This is a genomic window from Microcoleus sp. MON1_C1, assembly GCF_036701945.1.
Classification (GTDB): domain Bacteria; phylum Cyanobacteriota; class Cyanobacteriia; order Cyanobacteriales; family Microcoleaceae; genus Microcoleus.
Genome location: NZ_JAUBRO010000051.1, coordinates 1 through 22,951, shown reverse-complemented (window position 1 = coordinate 22,951; position 22,951 = coordinate 1). Strand labels below are relative to the sequence as shown.

General features: G+C 41.0%; 10 protein-coding genes and 5 pseudogenes. 6 read left to right on the top strand and 9 right to left on the bottom strand.

Annotation, left to right across the window (positions count from 1 at the left end; genetic code table 11):
- Window positions 1-78 precede the first annotated feature (78 nt).
- Entirely contained in the window at window positions 79-1,056 is a 978-nt protein-coding gene (locus tag QUA62_RS23595; protein ID WP_333407121.1) for a sulfurtransferase, read from the bottom strand.
- 445 nt (window positions 1,057-1,501) lie between these two features.
- Window positions 1,502-1,894: a hypothetical protein gene (locus tag QUA62_RS23590; RefSeq protein ID WP_333407120.1), complete on the bottom strand. Its 393-nt coding sequence runs from the start codon at window positions 1,892-1,894 to the stop codon at window positions 1,502-1,504.
- Between the two features lie 179 nt (window positions 1,895-2,073).
- On the opposite strand from QUA62_RS23590, the gene QUA62_RS23585 reads away from it, so the two are divergent.
- From QUA62_RS23585 to QUA62_RS23570, 4 genes and pseudogenes are all read left to right on the top strand, one after another.
- Entirely contained in the window at window positions 2,074-2,469 is a 396-nt protein-coding gene (locus tag QUA62_RS23585; RefSeq protein ID WP_333288380.1) for a DNA/RNA non-specific endonuclease, read from the top strand.
- A gap of 16 nt (window positions 2,470-2,485) precedes the next feature.
- The gene (locus tag QUA62_RS23580; protein ID WP_445301706.1) at window positions 2,486-2,731 is read left to right on the top strand and encodes a DNA/RNA non-specific endonuclease; all 246 of its coding nucleotides are present in this window, start codon (window positions 2,486-2,488) and stop codon (window positions 2,729-2,731) included.
- Window positions 2,732-3,080: 349 nt separating this feature from the next.
- Window positions 3,081-4,401, top strand: a pseudogene (locus tag QUA62_RS23575) (IS4 family transposase).
- A gap of 74 nt (window positions 4,402-4,475) precedes the next feature.
- Window positions 4,476-4,688 (top strand): annotated as a pseudogene (locus tag QUA62_RS23570) (transposase); the annotation flags it as partial.
- Window positions 4,689-4,993: 305 nt separating this feature from the next.
- Here the strand turns inward: QUA62_RS23570 and QUA62_RS23565 are convergent.
- From QUA62_RS23565 to QUA62_RS23555, 3 genes and pseudogenes are all read right to left on the bottom strand, one after another.
- A pseudogene (locus tag QUA62_RS23565) lies at window positions 4,994-9,949 on the bottom strand (amino acid adenylation domain-containing protein); the annotation flags it as partial.
- Window positions 9,950-9,978: 29 nt separating this feature from the next.
- Window positions 9,979-11,616, bottom strand: a pseudogene (locus QUA62_RS23560) (amino acid adenylation domain-containing protein); the annotation flags it as partial.
- Between the two features lie 285 nt (window positions 11,617-11,901).
- Window positions 11,902-17,349 carry an AAA family ATPase gene (locus QUA62_RS23555; RefSeq protein WP_333407111.1) on the bottom strand — a complete coding sequence of 1,816 codons (5,448 nt, stop codon included), beginning with the start codon at window positions 17,347-17,349 and terminating at the stop codon, window positions 11,902-11,904.
- 214 nt (window positions 17,350-17,563) lie between these two features.
- On the opposite strand from QUA62_RS23555, the gene QUA62_RS23550 reads away from it, so the two are divergent.
- Window positions 17,564-17,701 carry a transposase gene (locus tag QUA62_RS23550; protein ID WP_445301705.1) on the top strand — a complete coding sequence of 46 codons (138 nt, stop codon included), beginning with the start codon at window positions 17,564-17,566 and terminating at the stop codon, window positions 17,699-17,701.
- Here the strand turns inward: QUA62_RS23550 and QUA62_RS23545 are convergent.
- The 4 genes and pseudogenes from QUA62_RS23545 to QUA62_RS23530 all read right to left on the bottom strand — a co-directional run bounded on the left by QUA62_RS23545 (window position 17,690) and on the right by QUA62_RS23530 (window position 20,259).
- Entirely contained in the window at window positions 17,690-17,899 is a 210-nt protein-coding gene (locus QUA62_RS23545; RefSeq protein WP_333407154.1) for a hypothetical protein, read from the bottom strand. The two genes, QUA62_RS23550 and QUA62_RS23545, sit on opposite strands and share 12 nt — an antisense overlap.
- A 52-nt stretch (window positions 17,900-17,951) precedes the next feature.
- Window positions 17,952-18,164: pseudogene (locus QUA62_RS23540) on the bottom strand (tyrosine-type recombinase/integrase); the annotation flags it as partial.
- Window positions 18,165-18,390: 226 nt separating this feature from the next.
- On the bottom strand, window positions 18,391-18,789 hold the full coding sequence (locus tag QUA62_RS23535) for a nuclease A inhibitor family protein (protein WP_333407109.1): 399 nt from the start codon (window positions 18,787-18,789) through the stop codon (window positions 18,391-18,393).
- Between the two features lie 1,125 nt (window positions 18,790-19,914).
- Complete coding sequence (locus QUA62_RS23530) at window positions 19,915-20,259, bottom strand: hypothetical protein (protein WP_333407108.1); 345 nt, start codon at window positions 20,257-20,259, stop codon at window positions 19,915-19,917.
- An 85-nt stretch (window positions 20,260-20,344) separates the two neighbouring features.
- Here QUA62_RS23530 and QUA62_RS23525 point away from each other — a divergent pair, with 85 nt between their 5' ends.
- Window positions 20,345-21,748 (top strand): pentapeptide repeat-containing protein, encoded by a 1,404-nt coding sequence (locus tag QUA62_RS23525; RefSeq protein WP_333407106.1) that lies wholly within the window; start codon window positions 20,345-20,347, stop codon window positions 21,746-21,748.
- Window positions 21,749-22,951: the final 1,203 nt, after the last annotated feature.

Sequence of the window (22,951 nt, the reverse complement as noted above, 5' to 3'; positions counted from 1 at the left end):
CACCCAAATATTACTGTTACAGTAGCCAAAACAACAAGTGATGAAATCAAAATTTTCATACCTTTTAGCACCCAACAACTAAACTTTTTCCGGTCCCGTTTCAACTGGCAAATTAGACGTACTGTACTCTGTCCAAGAACCTTCGTAGAGCCGAACTTTAGGATATCCCAAAAGATGTTTTAGCACGACATACTGTAATGTTGCTTCACGCCCAGTGCTGCATGACACAATCACATCATCTGAAGGCTTAATCTTCTTGTCCGCCAGGATTTGGCGAATTCCATCCAGTGACTTCAACTGATGAGGATTTTTGAGAGCCTCCTGAGAGTTCTCGGCTTCCGTAAACGCAGGCCAGGGAATATTTTTCGCACCAGGAATGTGCCCATTGCGTACCCAGATATCTTTCTCACCTCGGAATAAATCACCTGGTCTAGGATCGATAAAAACAACACCTGGTTTACCAATTAATTCTCCAACCTGTTGAAGGTTAACGCGAATTGAGGGATTATCTTGAACCGCAAACTGTGTAAACTTGTATTTGGGATATTCCTTAACAACAGGTTGCCCAGAGGCTTTGTATCCTGTATATCCCCCATCTAAAACTGCAATATCTTTTACTCCCGATCGCTCTAGTAAATAAGCAACCATTGTAGCTCCCAAGATATCTCGTGCATCGGAATAAACGAGAACGCGACTGTTACTGCTAACACCAGATCGAGAAAAGATCGAAGCTAATTTCTGGGTATCCCAATACTGCACTGGCAAAAATCCGTCGGGGCCACGAAATGCAGTATCTGCAATGTGTACTGCGTTTGGAACATGGCCTCCAATATACTCCAGAGGCGCATTTCGCACATCCAAAATTCGCAAATTTGGATCTTTTGCGTTGGCTGTTACCCAATTGGGAGAAACAAATTGAATTTTGACGCTGGGGGTTGCAGTCAGCGGTGAAATCGAGAAGAGTGAAACTCCCAGCAAGGTTGCGATCGCCACTATTACCAAAACAGAGGGCTTAAGGGATCTTTTCCAGATTCCCCGAAAAAATCTCAAATTCATAACCATAAATCTCCTGAAGAAGGGCTTAGGGGCTAGGGGCTAGGGGCTAGGGACTAGGGACTAGGGGAAGAAGAGAATAGAATTAAGGGTTTCAGTAATTTAGAATCTTCTAGCCACCTTGGCGGTTGCTATAAATCCTAAAAAACTTAAAATGTGGCTTTCAGCCAGAGGAAAGGTGGTACAAAGTCCGTAAAGTACGGTAAGCCGATAGAGATTTTGTATTTAATTTTTAGAATTATGGCATAGCTGATGTTTTCAATCAAGCGTTTTTCCTAAAAATCCAGCAAATAAGTAGCTGGACATAAATAATCTTTATTTTTGTCAACTAGATATAACAACCGCCAGGGCTACCTAGGAGGTTCTGATTTCGTGAAAGCTGATACTATTCCCTTCTTGCCTTCTTCCCCTACCCCCTAGCCCCTGCTTTCCCTAGCCCCTGCTTCCCCTAAATGTACCTGGCTAAGTAATCGTCATAGATTTCAGCATTGGTCCATAGCGTCAGTTCGACTTTTTCGCGATCGCCATCGATCGCCGCACTGGTGCCATTATTTAGACTCGCTTCGGGGATGAAATCGCCACAGTATTCATTGACGGGTACGGCTTCGTTCATCTTCTTGGGATAGCTCAAACCCAGATGGCTCATAATCTTGATAAATTGTTCGCCGCTGCGATCGGCAAATCGAGTATTGAGGCGCTTTTCTTTCCCAATTGTGGAAACGGTGCGCCCTTTGTAATCATGGGCGGGATAAACAATGAAAATAGGAGTCTGACAGTGAGGAAATTGTGGCCACGGGGGACGATCGCCAAGAGTGTTGGTAGGGATTTTTAGCGGCTGCAATCTAACTGCGCCATCGCCACCGTCTCGACTTCCTCAAATTGGTCGCGAGAAACCAAGGGTGCAGCCACCCAAACCAGGCACCAGAGAACCAATCAGCGAGCGCCATCAATAACCGCAACTTACTCCTGGGCAATCCCAGCAATGCAGCTCCCTGTGTTGCCAGCACCGACAACTACCTGATGGTAAAGCCACAGTACGTGATGAGCTACAACAGCAAAACTAAGACCGCCAATTGGGTTTCGTGGCAACTGAACCGCTCTTGGATGGGAACAGCCGATCGCCAAGACAACTTCCGCCCCGACGATGCCCTGCCGGATGCTTGGTACAAAGTCCGCCCCAACGATTACACGGGAAGCGGCTACGACCGAGGACACATTGCACCCAGTGCCGATCGCACCCCCAATGAAGCGGATAACAGCAGCACTTTCCTGATGACCAATATGATGCCCCAAGTGCCTGAAGTTAACAGAGGCGTGTGGGGTGACTTAGAAGAGTATTGCCGAGAATTGGTGCAGCAGGGCAAAGAACTTTACATCTCCGGCGGGGCCCGTGGGGAGGAAGGGCAGCATCGGTAAAAAAGAAAAGATTGCAGTGTCGGCTAAGAATTGGAAAGTTATCGTGGTGCTCGACAGACAAGCACTGGGAATGCAGGGAATCACATCAAACACCAGGGCGATCGCCGCGATGATGCCCAACGATAGCAGCGTCAAAGGTTCTGGATGGAAAAGTTTTCGAGTTTCGGTGGATCTTGTAGAGCGGGAGACTGGGCTGAATTTCTTGTCAAACGTGTCGCCGCAGGTTCAGCAAATCATTGAGGGGAAAGTCGATAGCCAATGATGCTCCCTGCCGATACCATTGGTAACAAGTTAGAAGAAAGTAGATTTTGTCAATACTCCTTTGTGTAGAAAGATAATTGAATAATAATGATAATCCAACAAGGGGGTAAAGGTGGGAGAGTCTGCATACGGAGGACTATCCCACCGACAGCGATTATCATTATTAATAAGTGGTGTGCTCGACTGGCGTTGCGGGCGATCGATAATAGTCGCGGGCCCGCATGATAGTTGCGGGCGTTGGTATTATCAAACGATAGAATTGACAAAAAATTGAGCAATTGTGTAGGTCAGTAAATATGGCTAAGAGTCAAAAAACCAACCGTGACCATGCCAAAAAAACCACCAGACCGATGGTGGAAGACGAGGTGATTGCCTCGCAACTATCGGCATTACTTACACCAGCCATGACATCACAAGAAAATTACTACCGTCAACTGGGTTTATTCGCTTAGAATTCTTAACCTACCGTTGATGGTAGCAGCGGTATTAACTTTACTGTGGCCAGACGTGGCGGGAGTGACAGAACTCACAAGAATGCTGGCAGCGTGAAGGTTTTTTGTGGTGCCGACCCACGACTGTTACTCAACAAGCAATGTCGAGCGAGATTTTTAAGTTTTCCAGCTCAATTATTTGAGGGAGTATTCAAAAATTTATTACCGAGTTTAAGAACATCTTGGCACCAGAGAAATCAACGACCCCTACCAGAAAGCATTCAATTTGCCTTGCGGAAGTTTTCACGAGTTTGGATAGTAGATAGCTCAACGCTCGAAGCATTATTTTGCAAGCTCAAAAGCCTGGAAGATTTGCCAAAAGGGCAGTCGGCCGGGAAAATGGCAACAGTTATAGATTTAATGACCCGGCTGCCTGTCGAAATTTGGTTTCTGGAAAATCCCAAAGCTTTTGATGTGAAGTTAGAAGAAAATATTCTGCAATTGGTTGAAGGCAAAACTTTACTTTTGCTGGATAGGGGCTATCATTTTAGCTTTTGGCTGAAATTAATTGAACGAGATATTCACGCTTATTACTCGGTTAAAAAAAGGAGCATCAATTAAATACGAACAAGTATTCACCCAGAGTTACGACCTCCGAGATAGCCTAATTCGTCTGGGGTCAGGAACCACAAAAACTCCATATATCACCTTACGTCTGATTGAGGTTCGATTGGGTAACACCTGGCATTCTTATTTAAGAAGTGTACTTGACCCTAAGATATTACCTCCCTACGTTGTGGCAGATTTATATCGCAGGCGGTGGCGCATTGAAGAAGCCTTTAATACCGTTAAAAGACTATTGGGCTTAAGTTATTTGTGGACGGGTTATCTCAACGGTATTCAGTTACAAATTTAGGGGAATTGGCTGTTTTATGCTGTCCTAGTCGATTTAGGTGATACTGTTGCTGACCAACTCTCTTTATCAATAGATGCCATCTCATTAGAAATGATTGACCGCAGTCTTTATCATTTTTACGTAGCCAATCAAAAAGGTAAGGCAACTGACCCGATCTCATATTTCACGGCACCTGAAAATCAAGATTTAGGTATTGTTAAACGACAACGAAAACCCAATGTTAAGTTAATTGTCGCCCCTTTCCCCGAGCGACAGCGTAACAGTGACCAATTTTTATTTAAAGCTTCTACTGAAATCCTCTTGACAACTGCCATGCAGCTTTAACTTGTTACCAATGGCAACAGCATCTTCATTTCTCGATTCTCAACACCGCTTAGAGCTTAACCGAGAAGTATTGGCTGATGTTGTTGTCACAAAAAAAGAAGCTAAGAAGAAGAGGGATAATTGAGTCCGTGAATGATCAATTAAAAAACTTATGTCAACTTGAACATACAAGACATCGAAAAGTAGCTAATTTTATGGTGAATTTAGTAGCCGGAATGATTGCTTATACTTATCAACCAAATCAACCCTCATTGTATGAGATTGAACAACCAGTTTACTATTTTTAATGAAGTAGACTTTTATGATAAACGTTAAACCTGAAAAGCTGAGTTCGTCTCGTCAATAGAGCAAGAGAGTAGGGATTTAGGCTTTGCCTTTCGTCCCTAGTTGTGGTATTTTTCTGTGATTTGTGACCACCCAATACACTTAAATTTTCCATCGAACTCACGTTGAGTCATCTGATCGGGCATTTTTGAAAAATCAAAACTCGGAATTTTTTCCCACGCTAAGTTTTCTAGTTTTAGTTTCTACTGTTCGTCAAAATAAGTAGACAATATCTATAATTCTTGGAAGAGCATATATATTGGAGGCATTATCTGTAGTCGGCATTTAGAGAATTGGTATAAGGCGCGGTTAATCTAAACTCCAGTAAGTACGATAAGTAAGTATTTAACAATCTTTCATCTATAGGTGGACAACTAATGCAGCTACCAACTAAACCATCGATCACGTTTTGAGAATCAAAGCAAGGAAGTGTAATCGTCTGTGCAGATACGGTTTCATCAGTGAAAAGGCTGACCAGTGGATGCAAAGCATTTTCTGGTGAATTATCAACAAGTTTTAATAACTCGCAGTGCCACTGTTTGTAAGGAATGCGTTCAAGGGAGTAGCCAAAAGAGCGAATGGAATCGCAAAGCTGATTCCAAGAAATAGGATGAGGATTAACTAAATGAAAAGCTTTTCCAACTAATTCTTTTTGTTTGGATAAATGAACGATCGCTTGGCTGACATAATCCACCGGAGTCATGTCTAACAGGATGTCTAAATCTGGTGTTTTTCCCATTTGAATGCAGCCTTTAAGCATTCTGCTGATTAAATCGGCAGTATTGCGAATACCTGTTTGGCTGTCTCCGGCGATGAATCCCGGTCTATAAATATAAACAGGTATCCCTCTAGAATGGGCAGTCATAACTAATTTTTCAGCAACCCATTTACTTTGACCATAGCCTTCAGAAAGGCTTTCACCATCAGGCAATTTATCTTGTTCTCGGACTACTTTAGCCTGATAGTAAATATCCGAGCAAAACACTCCAACGGTAGAAATGAAATGAACTGGTTTTGTTTTGATAATACAGCCTAATCTCAAAACTTCCTGCGTACCGAGAACGTTTACCGCTTTTAATGCAGAGTATGGATAAACCAGATTTGTTGATGCACCATTGTGGTAAATTACATCTATTTTGTTTGCCAGTGCGCGAAATTCATGTGATGTAAGCCCTAACAAGGGTTGAGATAAATCTCCTAAAACTGGGATGATGCGGTTGCTAATAGGTGGATTAGAAAGTAAATAGCGTTCTAGACTTTTTTGAATTTTTTCGATACCTTGTTGGAGATTGGATGCTCTGACCAGGCAATAAATATTTGCCTGCGTTTGGTTTAGTAAGTCATTAAGTAAGTGAGTACCGAGAAATCCGGTGGCTCCTGTTAATAAGATGTGAGATGGTTCTTTACTCCATTCAAAAGCAATATTTTCAGCAGAGATTGTAGGATCTAGGATTGCTTCCGCGTTTAGATCGATAGTTTCTTTTTGTGGTGATGTAGAATTGAAATCTGGGCGACTAGCGAGAGCGATCGCATCCGCAGTTCCGGCAATGGTCGGCACTTCAAAGAATTGCCGCAGCGATACTTCTACCTGAAAAGCATCTCTCACTTTAAACATTAACTGAGTAACTTTTAAAGAATGGCCGCCTAGATCGAAAAAGCGATCGTAAATGCCAACTCGATCGATACCGAGAATTTTTTTCCAAATTTCAGCTAACTTTTCTTCTACAGGATTACGAGGTGCAACAAATGTTGTTTCCAGTTCTTGTCTGGTTCCTTCTGGTGCTGGTAAAATTCGCCGATTTACTTTTCCAGAAGGAGTTAATGGCAGTGCTTGTAAAAATACAAAAGCGTTAGGAATCATGTATTCAGGCAACTTTTCTTGCAAAAAGTGCCGCAATTCGTTAGCAGAAGATGCTAACTCTTTAGAGGCAACTAAATAAGCAACTAAACGCTTGTCGCCTGGTATATCTTCCCTAACTATCACAACAGCTTCTGCTACGTTTGGGTGTTGTACCAAAGCAGTTTCGATCTCTCCTAACTCAATCCGAAAACCGCGAATTTTTACTTGGTCGTCAATTCGACCCATATACTCGATGTTACCATCTGGTAAATAGCGGGCAAGATCGCTGGTTTTGTACAGTTTTGAGTTTTGAGTTTTGAGTCTTGAGTTTTCTTTTAATTCAGAACTAAAAACTAAGAACTCATCACTATTTAAGAATGGGTTTTTAATAAACCGTTGGGATGTTAAATCTGGTCGGTTGATATAACCATTGGCTAAACTAACACCGCCGATGTAAAGTTCTCCAGGAATACCAATAGGTACTGGTTGTAATTGCGAATCGAGGATGTGGATTTGGGCGTTGGCAATAGGACGACCGATCGAGGGCAATTTAGGCCAATTTTCAGGTGAACCAGTAAGAGTAAATGCCGTTACGACATGACTTTCGGAAGGGCCATATTGATTGTGCAAAGTGCCATCTTTTAGCTGACTAAACCAATTGACGATCGCTCGACTAATTTGTAACTGTTCGCCAGCAGTAATAATTTCTCGCAACGTATTAGGTACGGTTCCTCCTTCTTCAGCAACCTCAGCTAGATGCTGAAGCGCAATAAAAGGAAGGAACAAACGTTCGATCGCTTCATCTTGGAGAAGCTGCAATAAAGCGACTGCATCTTTGCGAATAATGTCTGAAATTAACACCAAAGTGCCGCCAGAACACCAACTGGAAAAACACTCCTGAAAAGAAACATCGAAACTGATGGGGGCAAATTGGAGGGTTTTAGTAGCAGGAAAAGCGAAATTTTGTAATTGCCAATCGATCAGATTCACCAGGGGACGGTGACTCATTGCCACCCCTTTAGGTTTGCCTGTAGAACCTGATGTATAGATAACGTAAGCTAAATGGTCGGGTAATACGGCTGTCGTGGGGTTATCTTGCGGGCGTTGGGCGATCGATTTCCAGCCCCGATCTAAACAGATCGCTGGTATCCCATACTCTAACAGTGGCGGCAATAAACTTGCCTGAGTTAGCACTACTGGAACTCCGGCATTTTCCAGCATATAAGCTATCCGTTCTTGCGGATAAGCCGGGTCAAGAGGTAAGTAAGCCGCACCTGCTTTTAGGATACCCAAAAGTCCGATCGCCATTTCCAGCGATCGTTCTACACAGATACCAACTACTGCATCTCGTACAACTCCTAGCGATCGTAAATGATGCGCTAATTGATTTGCCCTTTGATTCAACTCCTGATAGGTGAGTTGTTGCCCTTCAAATATTACTGCTACCGCATCGGGATTTTGCTCTACTCGATCTTCAAATAACTGGTGAATGCACTTATCTGACGAATAATTGGCCTCCGTAGCATTGTAATTTATTAACTGTTGCCGTTCGCTAATTGTTAACAAAGACAACTTCAAGATGGACTGGTCTGGGTTGGCAACAATACTTTCCAACAAAGTGATAAAATGTCCAACCATCCGGGAAATAGTAGCAGCATCAAATAAGTCTGTATCGTACTCAAAACGCCCGATAATTCCTTCCGTTTTTTCTTCTAGTTGGAGAAACAAATCACACTTCGATGTACCGATATGAATGTCCATCTGGCTGACTTGCCAATCCTTAGAATCCAAAGTTACGAGCGGCGGTTCTAAAATAAACATCACCTGAAATAACGGGTTTTGACCCAACTTTCTTTCTGGTTGAAGTTCTTCCACCAGTTTTTCAAATGGCAAGTCTTGGTAAGTATAAGCTCCTAAAGCTACTTCTCGTTCCCTGGAAAGTAACTCTCGGAAACTGGGAAAACCAGAAAGGTCAGTACGCAGAATCAGCGTATTAAGAAAGTACCCAATCAATCTTTCAATCTCCGATCGATTTCGCCCACCAATAACAGTGGCGACGGGAATATCTTCTTGTCCTGAATAGCGGTAAAGCAAAATTTTGAATGCCGCCATTAATGTCATAAATAAAGTGACATTTTCCTGAAGGTAAAAAGCTTTCAAAGCCTCAGTTAAACCCTTCGAGAGTGCCAGAGTTTGCATTGCACCTCGAAACCTTTGAACTGGCGGTCGTGGATTATCGGTGGGCAAATGTAGCGGGGGCAAATCTGCTAATTGCTGTTTCCAGTAAGCTAGCTGTGGCTTCAGTAATTCTACTTGTAATTGTTGCTGCTGCCAGTAGGCAAAGTCGGCATATTGAATTGGTAATTCTGGTAGAGAGGAGGGTTTGCGATTGCAAATAGCTTCGTAGAGTGCTACCAGTTCGGGAAATAGTACGCTGTATATAGAAACCGCATCTAAAATAATGTGATGTACGGTTATGTATAGTCTGTAATCTGTATCGCTGAGTTGAATTAGAGTAGTTCTTAGCAACAAATCAGAGGTGAGATTAAAAGATTGCCGTGCTTTTTCTCTTACCAACCGCAAAACTTCTGTTTCGCGATCGCTCTCTGACCCTATTTCTTGAAGGTTAATTAATGGTAGGGATAAATAGCAAGTAGGCTGAACGATCCGAATTGGTTGACCATCGACGACAGAAAAGTTGGTTCGTAGAATTTCGTGGCGATCGATAATTTGGTTGAAACTTTGTTCTAACGCTAACTGGTTGAGGGAACCAGGTAAGTAAATCGTAAAGTGTTCGTTATAAAAAGGATTACCCGGTTCCACTTGTGCCAAAAACCACATCTGTTCCTCGCCAAAAGAGAGAGGCAAATTCTGGTTGCGAGAAATCACTTCGATTGGAGAAAGTTGTAACCTTGAGTTTGTTTGAAGTTCTGTTTCTATTTGCTGGGCTAATTCGGCTATTGTGGGTGCTTCAAACAAAGAACGCAGAGACAATTCTATTTCAAGCGTATTTCGGATGCGAGAGATAACTTGAGCAGCTAGTAAGGAGTGTCCTCCGCATTCCAAAAAATTGTCATGAATCCCAACTCGCTCTAATCCTAAAATTTCCGCCCAAATTCTTACCAGCACTTCTTCAATCGGAGTGCGAGGAGGAACAAAACGCATTAACTCAAACTCTCGTTCCAGTTCCAAAACATCTGAGTTATAGACAATATCGGTTACAGTTTCAATATTGCTATTTGACAGTTCATTTGTGATTTGTCTAGGTGACGGTAGCGCTTGACGATCCAGTTTGCCGTTGGGAGTTAGCGGCAATTCTTTCAGGATAACAAAGTGAGAAGGCACCATATATTCGGGCAACTTCTGTTTTAAAAAGTTACGGAGGGTACGGGTAACGCTGCGTTGCAAAACTTTCAAAATTTCTGTTTTTCTAGGAGATAATCTAAGCTTTGTTGGATGATAATTTGCTGTGTTGGCTTTAGCTCAAACTGAATCCCAGTTCGCTGTTCTTCTTGCCATACTACTTTACCTTCTACCCACAAAAATTGAGCATTTTCTGGTAGCTGTATGTGCAAGCGGACGCGACTAGCTCGCTCTAAAATTTCTGTCATTCCTACTAAGCTAATACCACCCATTGAAATGTCTTCGGTGGTTACTTCTATAGTACGATTCCCATCAAATCCAACCAAGCAAGGACTTTGATAAGGTATCCGTTCCGGTATGAGATTAGAGACGATGTAGGCGACTAAACGCTTGTCACCCGGTACGTCTTCGCGTGCGATCGCAACGGCTTGTCGCACATCAGGATGTTGTTGCAGTGATGCTTCAATTTCTCCTAATTCGATGCGGAAGCCGCGAATTTTCACTTGGTGGTCGATGCGACCCAAAAATTCGATATTGCCGTCAGGTAAGTAACGGGCTAAGTCACCAGTTTTATAGAGGCGAGAACCTGATTCGTTGCTAAAGGGGTTGGGAATAAAGCGATCGGCAGTTAGTTCGGGTCGGTTGAGGTAGCCCCGTGCTAAACCAGCACCGCCAATGTATAGCTCTCCGGGAACACCGATCGGGACAAGCTGTTTTTGGGCATCTAGAATATAGACCTGCGTGTTGGCAATGGGCCGACCGATGGGGGGTGGCTCGTTACCCCCTTTTTTCACTAAAGTATATGTGGAATAGGTGGTGTCTTCGGAAGGACCATAAAGGTTGAAGACCTTTTGCACTGTGTTGTGTTCATACACCTGCTGTACGAGTTTATTGGGAAGGGGTTCACCCGCCAGGTTGACGGTGCGGACAGAAGAAGGTATGCCGTCCATTCTCAATAACTCAGCGATCGCAGAGGGAACTGTATTGATCAGAGTGACATCTAGAGCGGCGGACAATGCGGGCAAATGCAATGCGTTCTCTGCCAGAATGACTTTGCCACCCCAGCTTAGGGGAACAAACAGCTCGAAGACTGACAGATCAAAGCAAATAGAGGTTGAAGCCAAAACTCCAGCAAGATCGTCTGGATTAAAGACTTGTTTTGCCCAATCCAACAGAGCAACTGCATTGCGATGCTCGATAGCCACTCCCTTGGGCTTACCAGTAGAGCCCGAGGTGTAAATGACATAAGCAAGGTTATCGAGCTTCACCTCACTGATTAAATTTGCCTCGCTCTGTCGCTCAATAATTTCCCAATCTGTATCTAGGCAAACGATACGTGCTTGATGTTTGGGAAGAGATTTCACCAACCGCGCCTGAGTCAGCAGCACTGGCACTGAGGAGTCTTCTAACATGAAGGCCAAGCGCTCGTGTGGATAGGTTGGGTCGAGAGGAACATAAGCACCACCGGCTTTGAGAATTCCCAAGATTCCCACAATCATGTCAAAGGAACGTTCGACGCAGATGCCTACTAACACTTCTGGCCTTACTCCGATTGATCGCAGGTAATGCGCCAACTGATTCGCTTTTACATTCAGCTCTCGGTAAGTTAATTGTTGTCCTTCAAAAACCACCGCCACAGCATCCGGTGTACGCTCCACTTGAGATTCAAACAGTTGATGAATAGCTCCACCTTTCAAATGATCGGACATTTGATGCTTCCTCTAAGTAATTATACTAAGTGACTGATTGTAAGGGATTATCTAGAACTTTCACTCTCTCTGCAATGCTCAACTAAAAGCCTTTGTGTTTAGCGAAAAGCTTGACAGGTTCGAGCTAAGTTTAAAGCTTACTCTTCTGTCCGCTATTTTTGGGATCGGTGCTACTAAATATAGGTTACTCCAAATTGAAAAAAAATCACAAATTTAGGACCGATCCTAAATTATTTACTACCTTCAGAATCAACCAAATAAAATCTACACTAGGGAGCTTGAGTTTTGGCGATTTTGCTGATTTACGGGAATCTCAATTATGAACTCCGCACCTTGACCTAGTGCTGAAACGCAGTTCAGTTGTCCGCCATGTTTTTCAACCACAATTTGATAACTAATAGACAACCCCAAACCCGTTCCAGAACCAACGGGTTTGGTTGTGAAGAATGGGTCAAATAGTTTAGTACGCACTTCTTCTGTTACGCCAGTTCCATTGTCAGCAATCCGTATTCTTATCCAATCGCAATCTATTACTTCAGTCACGATAATAATCGTACTAGAGTTTTTCTTAATTTGTGTTTGTGGCCGATGGCGATCTTCTAACGCATCGATCGCATTAGTAAGAATGTTCATAAATACTTGATTTAATTGACCTGGGTAACACTCTACTAATGGCAGTTTTCCATACTTTTTAATTACCTGAATTGCTGAATGAGCAGCCTTTTTATTCAAACGGTTTTGCAAAATTAGCAGCGTACTTTCAATACCCTCATGTATATCTACGGATTTCATATCTGCTTCATCTAAACGGGAAAAATTTCTGAGTGACAAAACGATTTCGCGAATACGGGTTGCTCCCATTTGCATTGAAGAAATTATCTTAGGTAAATCTTCCTGTAAGTATTCAAAATCGATTTCTTCGATATAATCTTGAATCTCCGGCTTAGGACTATGATTGCTGTGTTTGTAGAGATCAATTAAATGTAATAAGTGTTCGCTATATTCCTTAGCGTGGTTTAAATTACCATAAATAAAGTTGACTGGATTATTTATTTCGTGAGCAACACCAGCAACTAATTGTCCCAAACTAGACATTTTTTCAGTTTGGATAAGCTGTGCTTGAGCTTGCTTTAGTTCATCCAAAGCTTTTTGTAATTTAATTGCTTGACCTTTTAATTTATCATTTTTTTCGCTTAGTTCAAATGTGCGTTCTTCCACCTTTTCTTCTAGCGTGCGGCTGTATTCTTCTAAATTTTTATAAAGCAAAGCATTCTCTAAAGAAATAACTATTTGCGTCGAAAGGATTTTAAGGATTTCTAAACGAGCAGGTGTAAATGCCCCAACAGTTAAATTATTCTCTAAATAAATTATGCCAATGAGTTTATTTTGATTAATAACTGGAACACATAAAATGGATTTAACTTTAGCTTTAATGATATACGAATCTTTGACAAATATTCCCTCTTTTGCGGCATTATTTAAAACAATATTCTCTTTAGTTCTGGCTACGTAATTTATTAAAGAAACGGGTAAATTTTGGCTAGTATCTATAGATGTCGATGGCCACAAAGTTATTTTGTCTTGTTCTACACTACCAGTCGCTTTGAGCGTTAAATTACCATCGGTTTCTAAAACAAGGCAGCTAGTTTGAGCGCCAGCATTTTCCATTAAAACTTTTAGTAATTTATCCAAAAACTTATCAAGTACAATTTCGCCAGCAAGAGCTTGCGATGCTTTGATAATAGTTGCTAAGTCTAAAACATCGGCTTTAGTTCCTACGCTTGAAGAACTTGTCGTAACAGTTAGTTCTCGCCTAGAAGTTTCATTAGAGGTTAAAGATAGTAATTGCGGATATTTTGATTCCAAATCTTTTACTTTTGCTATTGCTCCCCAACGAACATAGCAAGAGTATGATTCTACTAAATATATTTGAGCTATTTTTTCTCTTCCAAGACTGCGATAAAATTCTGCTGCTCTTTCATTCGCTAGTGCTTCTTCGTGAATATAGCCTTGTTCTTTTGCTCCTTGAATTGCCAGATCGTAATATTCCATTGCTGGCAATATATTCCCTAAAATTTTAGCTTTTTCTGCTTCTACTAAATAATATTTGTGTTCGTAATTCATCGGAGCATATAACGACCATTTTTTTAATTTTATTTGGTTTAATTCCACTTGTTGTAGGTCTATCTCTCGCTCAATTTCTCCTATCGTTGAACATTGTGCAAGTAGAATCATAGAATAGTAAAAATTTTGTTCGCTTGTATGTAATAGACTGGCCAAATAACCAGAATATTGCTCGGCTAGCTTTGCATAACTAACTGCTTCTGCGTAATTTTGAAGTAAATATAAAAATATTGATTTGGAAAGATACGTAGCAAAAAGTAATGCACCATTATTCGATTCAATAAAACTAGCTAGCATTACTTCTTCATCGAATAAATTACCGAGCGCTCTACATTCATTGTCGGTCTTATTTAAAAGTTTCAAAACTAATTGTCGCCAAATTGTAATAAAAACGCTCAAGTAATTTTGTTTAAAATTAACTAATAAGTTTGTGTAAATAGTTTGTTTAGCACAGACTTCATTTAGATACTCGCCTACAAAAAAAGAATAAACTGAAGTGTAAATAGCCGCGTAACCAGCATACTCTAAATCGCCACTTTCTAAACCATATTGAACAACCTCTTGTAAAGGTTCTATGGTTTCCCTCACATGGCTTACCCAAATTTTAATATGATAATAAAATACTGAATATACTTTCGCTTTAACTTCTTTTGCATTCAATTTTTCTAGTAAATTTATTCCTAGTTGACCGAACTGATACCCACTTTCAATATTATCTATTGAAATACAAAGGAGAAAGCCATGAAAACTATAAGCGACAGCAGATAGTGCTGAATTTCCATATCTAATACAAATATTGACCATCGTAAACACGATCGGTGCTAAAAGTGCTGGATTCATTACAAAGGCAGGAGTTATCGCTTTAACTAATATTCGCATAGCTGCAAGTTTATCAGGGTCAGTCATTTCTGGTAAATTGCTTAAATTACCAATATCTAATTCTTCAGGCAATTTTTCAACTAAAGGTTCTCCTAGCATTTCCAGCACTAACAACGATGTGTCAAGTGCTGCTTGCATCTGATTGAGAGAAATATAAAATTGAATTTTTATTTCGTATGTTTTTACTTTTTCTAAAAGCGAAGTAGCTTGTTTTAAAATAAAATCACCAAGGGAAGTTGATTTTTCAAAGTTACCATTTAAATATTCTACTTCTACTGCTTCTATATGCAGAGAAAAAGTTAATTCATAATTACTATGCCAGCTATCTTCAGCAAGTAATTCTAGTCCGAAATTTAAGTATCTCTGCGCGAGTTCATAAGCTGCTGCTGCCTTTGCTTTCCGCGCAGATAACAGATTTAACTCAGCTAGCTCTTGTTTAAATTTTTCACTTTGAATTAAATCTGTAGCGATATTTAAGTGATTAACAATATCAAAAACTTTATCTTCTATTTCTGTTGTTTGAGTATTCTTTAGCAATAGTTGACCTACTTTTAAATGAAGTTCTTTTTTTTGCTGTGCTGGAATCAAAGAATAAGCGGCTTGTTGAACGCGATCGTGCAAAAATTTATACTCAATATTTAGAGATAAATTACTTTGATTTTCGGACTCATCAACTAATGTTAAGGTTGTATTTAAATCATTAGCTAAAGGAATTTTATAAGCACCGCTCAAAGGGAAAATTAAATCTTCTTGAAGTGCTTGCCAAAGCTCTGTTGCGGTAGATGATAAAGATTTTTCATTGACTATTGCTAGATCGTTTAATGTAAATGTATTACCAATACAAGCTGCTACTTTTAAAACATTTTGCGTAAAAACAGGAAGCTTTTCAATTTTTTTAACCATTAGCTCAACAACATTTTCTGTCATTTTAACTTGTTTAATTCGCTGAATATCCCACTGCCATTTACCAGCATTTAGAGCGAATGAAAGTAGGTTATCTTGGTAGAATGTTTTAAGTATTTGAGTTACAAAAAAGGGATTGCCCGCCGTTTTGTTAAAGACTATTTCTGCTAAAGGTAAGGCTCTTTCTAATTCGCAGTGAAGCGTGTCTGCAATTAATTCATTAACTTGAACAGTATTTAAAGGTTGTATATCGATCTGATTTACTTTAACTCCCGCTTTTTGAAGTTCATTCAAAAGCAACGTCAATGAATGAGTTTCGTTTACCTCGTTATCTCGGTAAGCTCCAATTAATAAAAAGTATTGACTATCTAATGACATCATTAGTAGCTGGAGTAATTTTAATGAGGCAGAATCAACCCACTGTAAATCGTCTATGAAAAGAACTAAAGGATGTTTTTTACTGGTGAAAACACCCACAAACTTTTGAAATACTAAATAAAATCGATTTTGTGATTCTCCAGATTCTAATTGAGGAACAGGTGGTTGCTGCCCAATAATTAATTCTACTTCAGGAATGACTTCAATAATAACTCTGCCATTTGTACCCAAAGCTTTTAATAACTTATTTTTCCAAGTTTCGACTTTTTCTTTACTTTCAGTTAATAGCTGTCGAATCATGGTCTGAAAAGCTTGAATTACTGCAGCATAAGGAATACCGCGTTTAAATTGATCGCATTTTCCAGAAGTAAAATAACCCTTTCGCCGCACAATTTGTCTATCAATCTCATTAATCAAGGCTGTCTTGCCGATTCCTGAATAACCGGAAACAAGTATCATCTCACTCGTACCTTGACTGATTCTTTCAAATGCAGCGTTTAGGGTAGCAACTTCTAGAGCGCGGCCATAAAGCTTTTGGGGTATTTGAAATTTAGCAAAAATATCATGCTGACCGAGAATGAAATCTTTAATTCTTCCATTGGTTTCTAGTTGAGTTAAACACGCTTCCAAATCTGCCTTAATTCCATAAGCACTTTGATATCTATCCTCAGCAGTTTTGGCTAATAATTTCATCACGATATCAGATACTACTTTCGGGATAGTTGGATCTAGTTCATGCGGTAAAGCAGGTATTTTGGCAATATGGCTGTGAACGAGTTCCATCGCATCTGTAGTTTGAAATGGCAACTGTCTAGTCAGCATTTCATAAAATGTGACACCCAAAGAATAAAAGTCAGTACGATAATCAATCGCGCGATTCATCCTACCAGTTTGCTCTGGAGACATATAAGCCAAAGTTCCTTCTAATCGATCGGGATTGCTGGCTAGATATTTTTCTTGCATCAGAAGTGATGCAATTGAAAAGTCTGCGATCTTTATTTTTAAGGTTCCCTCGTTAATAAGGATGTTATCGGGCTTGATATCTTTGTGTATAATATTTCTTTTATGTACTTCTTCTAAAGCTTTAGTTAATCCAATTGATATTTGCAAAAATACAGATAAATCTATAAATTTACCAGTTTGAAAAAAAATTTTCAGTGAATTACCGCCAAAATCTTCTAAAACTATAGCTATATAGTTGTTAGATTTCTCTATGCTATAAGCTTTTATAAGGCCTTCTGAATCTAAGTCTTTCAGCAATTCATATTGATGTTTAAATACATAAATGTCTTGACTGGAAGGATATGCCTTTTTAAGAAGTTTAATAACAACAGGTTGACCATCTCGAATTCTTCGCGCTCTATAAACTAGGGTTATTAAACTATCGTGAATTTTTTCTAAGTATTCATAACCGGCAATAATAAACATGGCTTTTTCCTGGTTGTTAGCAGAAAGTTGATAATTTTTATAATCCTAATTGATTTCTCTTAGTTTTGCCTCAGTAATTTTACTGTTTCAATCCTACCAATTAAATATAATTTAACGTGAGTTCGATGGATTGTGCTCGCTTGATTGTTGACATAGTGGATGGGTAGGCGAGCGCTTCATTGACCGGATCTGCGGGAGTGGGCGCTCGCTTCATTTGTGCTGGCATCAAATCTCAAATGTTGAGGGAATTAATAATAAGTTAAAACTGTTAAAATGTAGTGGATTCGGGTTTAGAACTTTTAAAACTTTGAAATCCGATCTTGGCTTTTTTGGCATTTTCCTAAAGATATAGCACTTCTTCAATTGGATAATAGTTCTTAACGAGCCACTTTGCTCTCCAACACTCAGCCAGAAGAAGCTGGATTTTTCTGGCTTTGTACCATTCCTCTATCTGAGCTGGTGTCTGAGCTTGCTTTAGGAGGTCATCGCTGGGCAAGCTGGCTATACGTTGGGCAATTTGCTCGCCTATTTCAGGGTTTTTTCGATTCATTAGGTAACTGGGAGTAAAGTGGGAAAAACAGGGCAAAAGTAGCTCCGGTCGTTTACTGCCCAATTGTAATCCCTAATTTCAGAGCCGGATTATTTGCCCACCGCTGCGCTACGTGAGAATAAATAGAGGTCGTCCTGGGGTCTTTATGCCCCAACAAGTCCTGCACTTGCCGCAGTTTTGCCCCAGCTCGCAGCGCCAGCGTTCCCGCCGTATGTCTCAAACTGTGGGTCGATATCGTGCTGCGCCCCGGCGTGTGTTTCAGCCCTGCTTCCTTTAAATATAGAGGAAACTATAGCACCTAGCTGGTATCGCTTGCTCTCTGTGTAACAGAGGTATAAAAAGGTTCCTAGCATAACAAAAAAGTAAATAGAAAAAAACCAACTAATTACTTTGCCGACCGTTCTTATATTACAACCTTTCCTGACTCTAATTATGCTTGCTATGTAACGAAATGATTAACAAACATTCATAGCTCGCCATGCCTGTTGCAATCAAGTCTCCACCAGTTTAGTAGACAGGCCCGCCCATTCACCACCACCGGGAGTCACCCCGACGATGTACGCATCGATGTTGGTGTTGCCCACTCGGTAAACTTGCAACTGCGATAGGTTCTGCTCCAACACGCTTACTAAGTTTTGAAACCGCTTTACTGTTTCCCGTTCTTCTTCATCGTGCCAATCTTCTTCTTGGGTGGCGATCGCAAAGAAATCATCAACCGTCCCCAGTTCTACGGGAGCATCGGGTGAATGTTCGGTGAGTTGCAGAAGTTTCGCCGGAGTGAGTTCTCCCTGTGTCTGCCAGCTAATGATCTCGAAAGGGGCGTCGGTTTCGCTGAGGAAGACCAAACCTTCTGAAGCTTGTTGGAGTTGGTGGGCGATCGATTCGGTCATGGTGGCTGTTGATTAGCTGAAAACAAGGCAAGTTAGAGATTTTAAGGATTGGTTGAGTTGTGGCGAACGCATCCATCAACCCTGCTGAATAATCTTTCCCAAGTGTAAACCATCGTTGTCTGTAGGTTTTGGTGTCTCAGCAATTCTAAAATCGTCCGGATGTCGCAACCATACTCCCGTAAGTGAGTAGATGCGGTCAAATTTGAAGGTATGTTGGAGTTTTACCAGACATTCGTTGAATCACGATGATGCGATGGCTCAGGTTGCGTTTGATGAGGTAGTGCGATTTAGGAATTCTCAAGAACAGCTTGCGATTCGTCAATTGCTCTCGGCGGTTTCGGTTGGATTATGTCCGGGATGCTAATGAAAATTACCTGAATCAAATGTTTCCCTTGTATTACTGAGATTCTCGACTACCTACTAAAGTGCTTTGTTTCTATTCCTTCTTCACTCTAAAGAGATAAGGTGATACCATGATTCAAAAAGTTCTGTTTCCACGATGGAATAATTTATCTTTTCACCAAAAAAAATTTAGTAAAAGAATGGATTGAGTCCCTGATAAAACTCGAAGCAATTAAGAAAAACTTATGCGATAATTTATGCGATAATTATAGCGAAAATCAATCACATTCAATCGGTGCTTTCCCTAGGGATTTTAGCGTGGAGGTAGAAGATTCTTCCACTACCTCAGAAGGGATTAAAATAGAAAATATAATTTCGTTTTCAAACTTAAAAGCCCAATCACCAGACAATAATTGTGAAGCAGTATGTGCAGCTATTTGCAATGGTAGTAATTTACCCAATTGCCTACAGATTTGTAGCGAACAAGTTTGTGGCAAAAAAAATATTACCCATTAAAATTATAGATCATTGAAAAGAATTGATTTCAAAAAAATTCTGCAAACAAACAGATTACAAAAAGTGTAATAGTGAAATTGCTAATACAAGCAATTGTAACTACTACACTTTATCAAAGTCTAATTTCAAGTACAAAATATTTGAAATTCATTTCCGCTGGCAAGCTTTTTTACTATTGACTGTAATAATATTTGCCATATTGTCAGGATCTATCCTGGGTTCTGGTGGCTTATTTTCTATTGCTTTAGTAGGATTCTCTCAAAGTATTCAGGGATATTCAGTTTTACTGTGCTTATCAGTATCGCTATTAATTATTTCACAGAGAGGTTTTCCACTCGGAATTATTGTAGGTATAGCATCGTTAACGCCATTTCTGCTCCTATCAACCTTTCTTCCTACAAGTAAAACGGGTATCGATATTGGCACTTCTTTTTTCACTGGTGCTGGCTCCATGGTCCTGGTTGCTTTGGGTCTTGCCATGACAGGGCTATCAATAACTCTAGCAGCAGTTCTAATTGAATCAATTCCTGTTGCATCAGCCAGTGTGTTTATCCCAACGCTCCTTATGGCTATCGCAACTCTGCGGACACTCAAGGCCATGTTTATAGTCATGGCAATGCCTATAGTCCTGGTTGCTGTTATGTTGACGGGCTATCTAAGTTGGAAGGCACTTAAGGGCGATCAGAAATTTAGATGGATGCTTCAGATTGCCATAGCAATAGCAGCCCAAGGAAACAATCTTTTTAGAGGAGCTAACTTAACTGATGTAGACTTTACTGGTGCAACGCTTAAGTTTTGCGATTTACGAGAGGCTAATCTTACTCGTACTCGCTTCTATCAAGTTAAAGCGCTTGATTATGCTCGTCTGGACAATACCTACCTCGCCAATTCCCACATTCGGCAACTCGTTGTCACGCTCAACGGACAGTCTCAAAACTTTGATGGCTTGAATTTGGAAGGGGTGAACCTGCAAGATGCAAATATGCCAGGTGCAAACCTGCAAGATGCCAGTTTTATTGGAACAAACCTCAACAACGCTAATTTACGGAATGCTGATTTGTCCCGAGCCATCCTGAAGCAAGCCCAACTCGATGGTACAGATATGACGGGAGCAATTGTCACGGGAGCTTGTATCGAAGATTGGGGGATTACAGGTAGCACCAAGCTAGAGGACGTGCAATGCGACTATGTATTCATGCGCCTGGAAACCAAAGATAATCCCAACCGATTGCGAAAACCGGATAATTGGGGAGAAACCTTTGCTGAGGGAGAGTTTGCAGATTTCATTAAACCTTACGTGGATACTCTAGATTTGTACCACAGTCAGGATATTGACCCCCGCGCTATCTCCATTGCACTTAAAAACTTATCAACCAACCACCCAGAGCAAGAGCTACGGTTTGTGGCGATCGAACGGCGGGGCAACAATGGCTTGAATCTCCGGTTTACAACAGCACCAGGAGCCGACAAATCTGAGTTAAGCCACGAGTATTTTACAGATTACGCTCGAATCAAGAAGGAATTGCCGATCGCCCTTCAACTACAACTAGCCGAACGAGACGCTGAAATTCGTACACTTAAGGATACGATTGAGCAGTTTATTGAAACAGGTACGCATCACTCTAAGATTCAAGCAGAAACAATTCAAATCATTAAAGGAGAATTAATTGTGGCTCAGAATAAGGGAATCAACATTCGTTCAGGCGGTGGCAACATTGGCGACATCAGCGGGTTAGTTGGTGGTGATGGAGTCGTTAATTTGGGCACGATTAGTGGCAATGTGACCAACACTCTCAATCAATTGCCCGATTCCTCGGAAACCAATGAACCCAACATCAAAGAACTGCTGACACAACTCCAACAAGTCATCGAAAATGATTCCGATTTATCAGAGCCTGACAAAACGGATTTATTAGAGCAGGTGCAAGCTTTAGCAGAAGCTAAGCAAACAGAGGAACCTGCTAAAAAGGAAGGGCTGACACGAAAAGCGAGGAAGATGTTTGAGGCAACATTGAGCAGTTTGCCCCAGACTGCCAGCATTGTAGAGGCGTGCAGTAAGTTATTGCCCATGATTTTGAAGGGGTTAGGATTGCCTGCATAACGTTGCACTATTGGTAGGCATAGCTGTAGCTACCTGCAACACTAATCTGCTACAGCTAACTAACACCTGTGGTATCCATAAGCAGCTTTTGGCAAACTTGAATCTTAGTGACAAGCCGAAAGCAGCCATTGTTCTCTTTGTTGGTGGGGAATTGGGAACGACCAAAGTAGAATAGCACCCTAATTTACTCACAGTTAGTCAAGCATACCGCACCTCTTCATCAGCTTGAGCCTGTACTATTGGACAATAAGCCAAGGTGTACGAGAGTGGCATAGCGGATTGCTGCGTTGCTACAGCGGGCTTGGAGGCGATCGCGATAGTCCAACTCCTAGAATAGACAATGGTGCCGACTTTACCATTATGCTTTCCAACTGTCCCACCTGCCGATTCCACACATCCCACCAACATCACTGCACGGATATCGGGCGTGCAGTCAATCCGAACTATTGGGGTAACTGCTCAAAAACGGCTGATAAGGATTCAAAGCTCATCTAACCCTGGCCAGACTAAAAGCCTGTCTCTGGATAGCTAAAAACTTGTTAATATATTCAAGAGTCCCGCAGAAATAACTTACCACATCAATAGCTTGAACACGTTTACCAGGAGAGGCTCAATTGCCTCAAATAGGTAACTTATTCTTGCGTGATTCCGGCAGCCGTTGCACCTCACAATTCTGGACTCTTTTAAGTGGGTGCTGGAGCGAGCGTTCTAATCACATCTGGTAGATAAGGTACGCTTTCATTACCCTTGAAGCGGGAGAGTAAATACTTCCAAAATCAAAAACCTAACTTTCTACAAGTTTTTTTCAAACCTGTAAAGGTATCCCTTACCAGATGCCCAAATTCATGGCGAGTACCGCCACTAATCTTCCGCCTGGTGACATACTCTCGAATATCACTTACGTCGCAGTTAGTATGAAGAGGTAGTTGAGGCGCATCGAGAACTCGCAGCACTTTTTTCTTGTTGGCACAGAATTGCTGCATAGCCAAGTTTAAACCATAGTCATCTGGGTAGCGTAACCCAAAAATTTCATCAAAGCGGTGTTGTAATCGCTCCTGGTCTGCGGAGGTGCGCTGTTGTTGATAACCTGATTGAGGAGGAGTCCCTCTACCAGTAGTTATTGAGCAGTTATACCAATTTTACATGAAGTTGCATAGAATAAAGATACTGTTTAGAGGTGATAAGTTATGGCACGTCAACTGA

Bases quoted from the DNA above. Each gene is read 5' to 3' on its own strand.
- QUA62_RS23595 (WP_333407121.1), bottom strand. From the start codon at position 1,056: ATGAATTTGAGATTTTTTCGGGGAATCTGGAAAAGATCCCTTAAGCCC.
- QUA62_RS23585 (WP_333288380.1), top strand. From the start codon at position 2,074: ATGGTAAAGCCACAGTACGTGATGAGCTACAACAGCAAAACTAAGACC.
- QUA62_RS23555 (WP_333407111.1), bottom strand. From the start codon at position 17,349: ATGTTTATTATTGCCGGTTATGAATACTTAGAAAAAATTCACGATAGT.
- QUA62_RS23545 (WP_333407154.1), bottom strand. From the start codon at position 17,899: ATGAATCGAAAAAACCCTGAAATAGGCGAGCAAATTGCCCAACGTATA.
- QUA62_RS23535 (WP_333407109.1), bottom strand. From the start codon at position 18,789: ATGACCGAATCGATCGCCCACCAACTCCAACAAGCTTCAGAAGGTTTG.
- QUA62_RS23530 (WP_333407108.1), bottom strand. From the start codon at position 20,259: ATGACTATAAACATGGCCTTGAGTGTCCGCAGAGTTGCGATAGCCATA.
- QUA62_RS23525 (WP_333407106.1), top strand. From the start codon at position 20,345: ATGCTTCAGATTGCCATAGCAATAGCAGCCCAAGGAAACAATCTTTTT.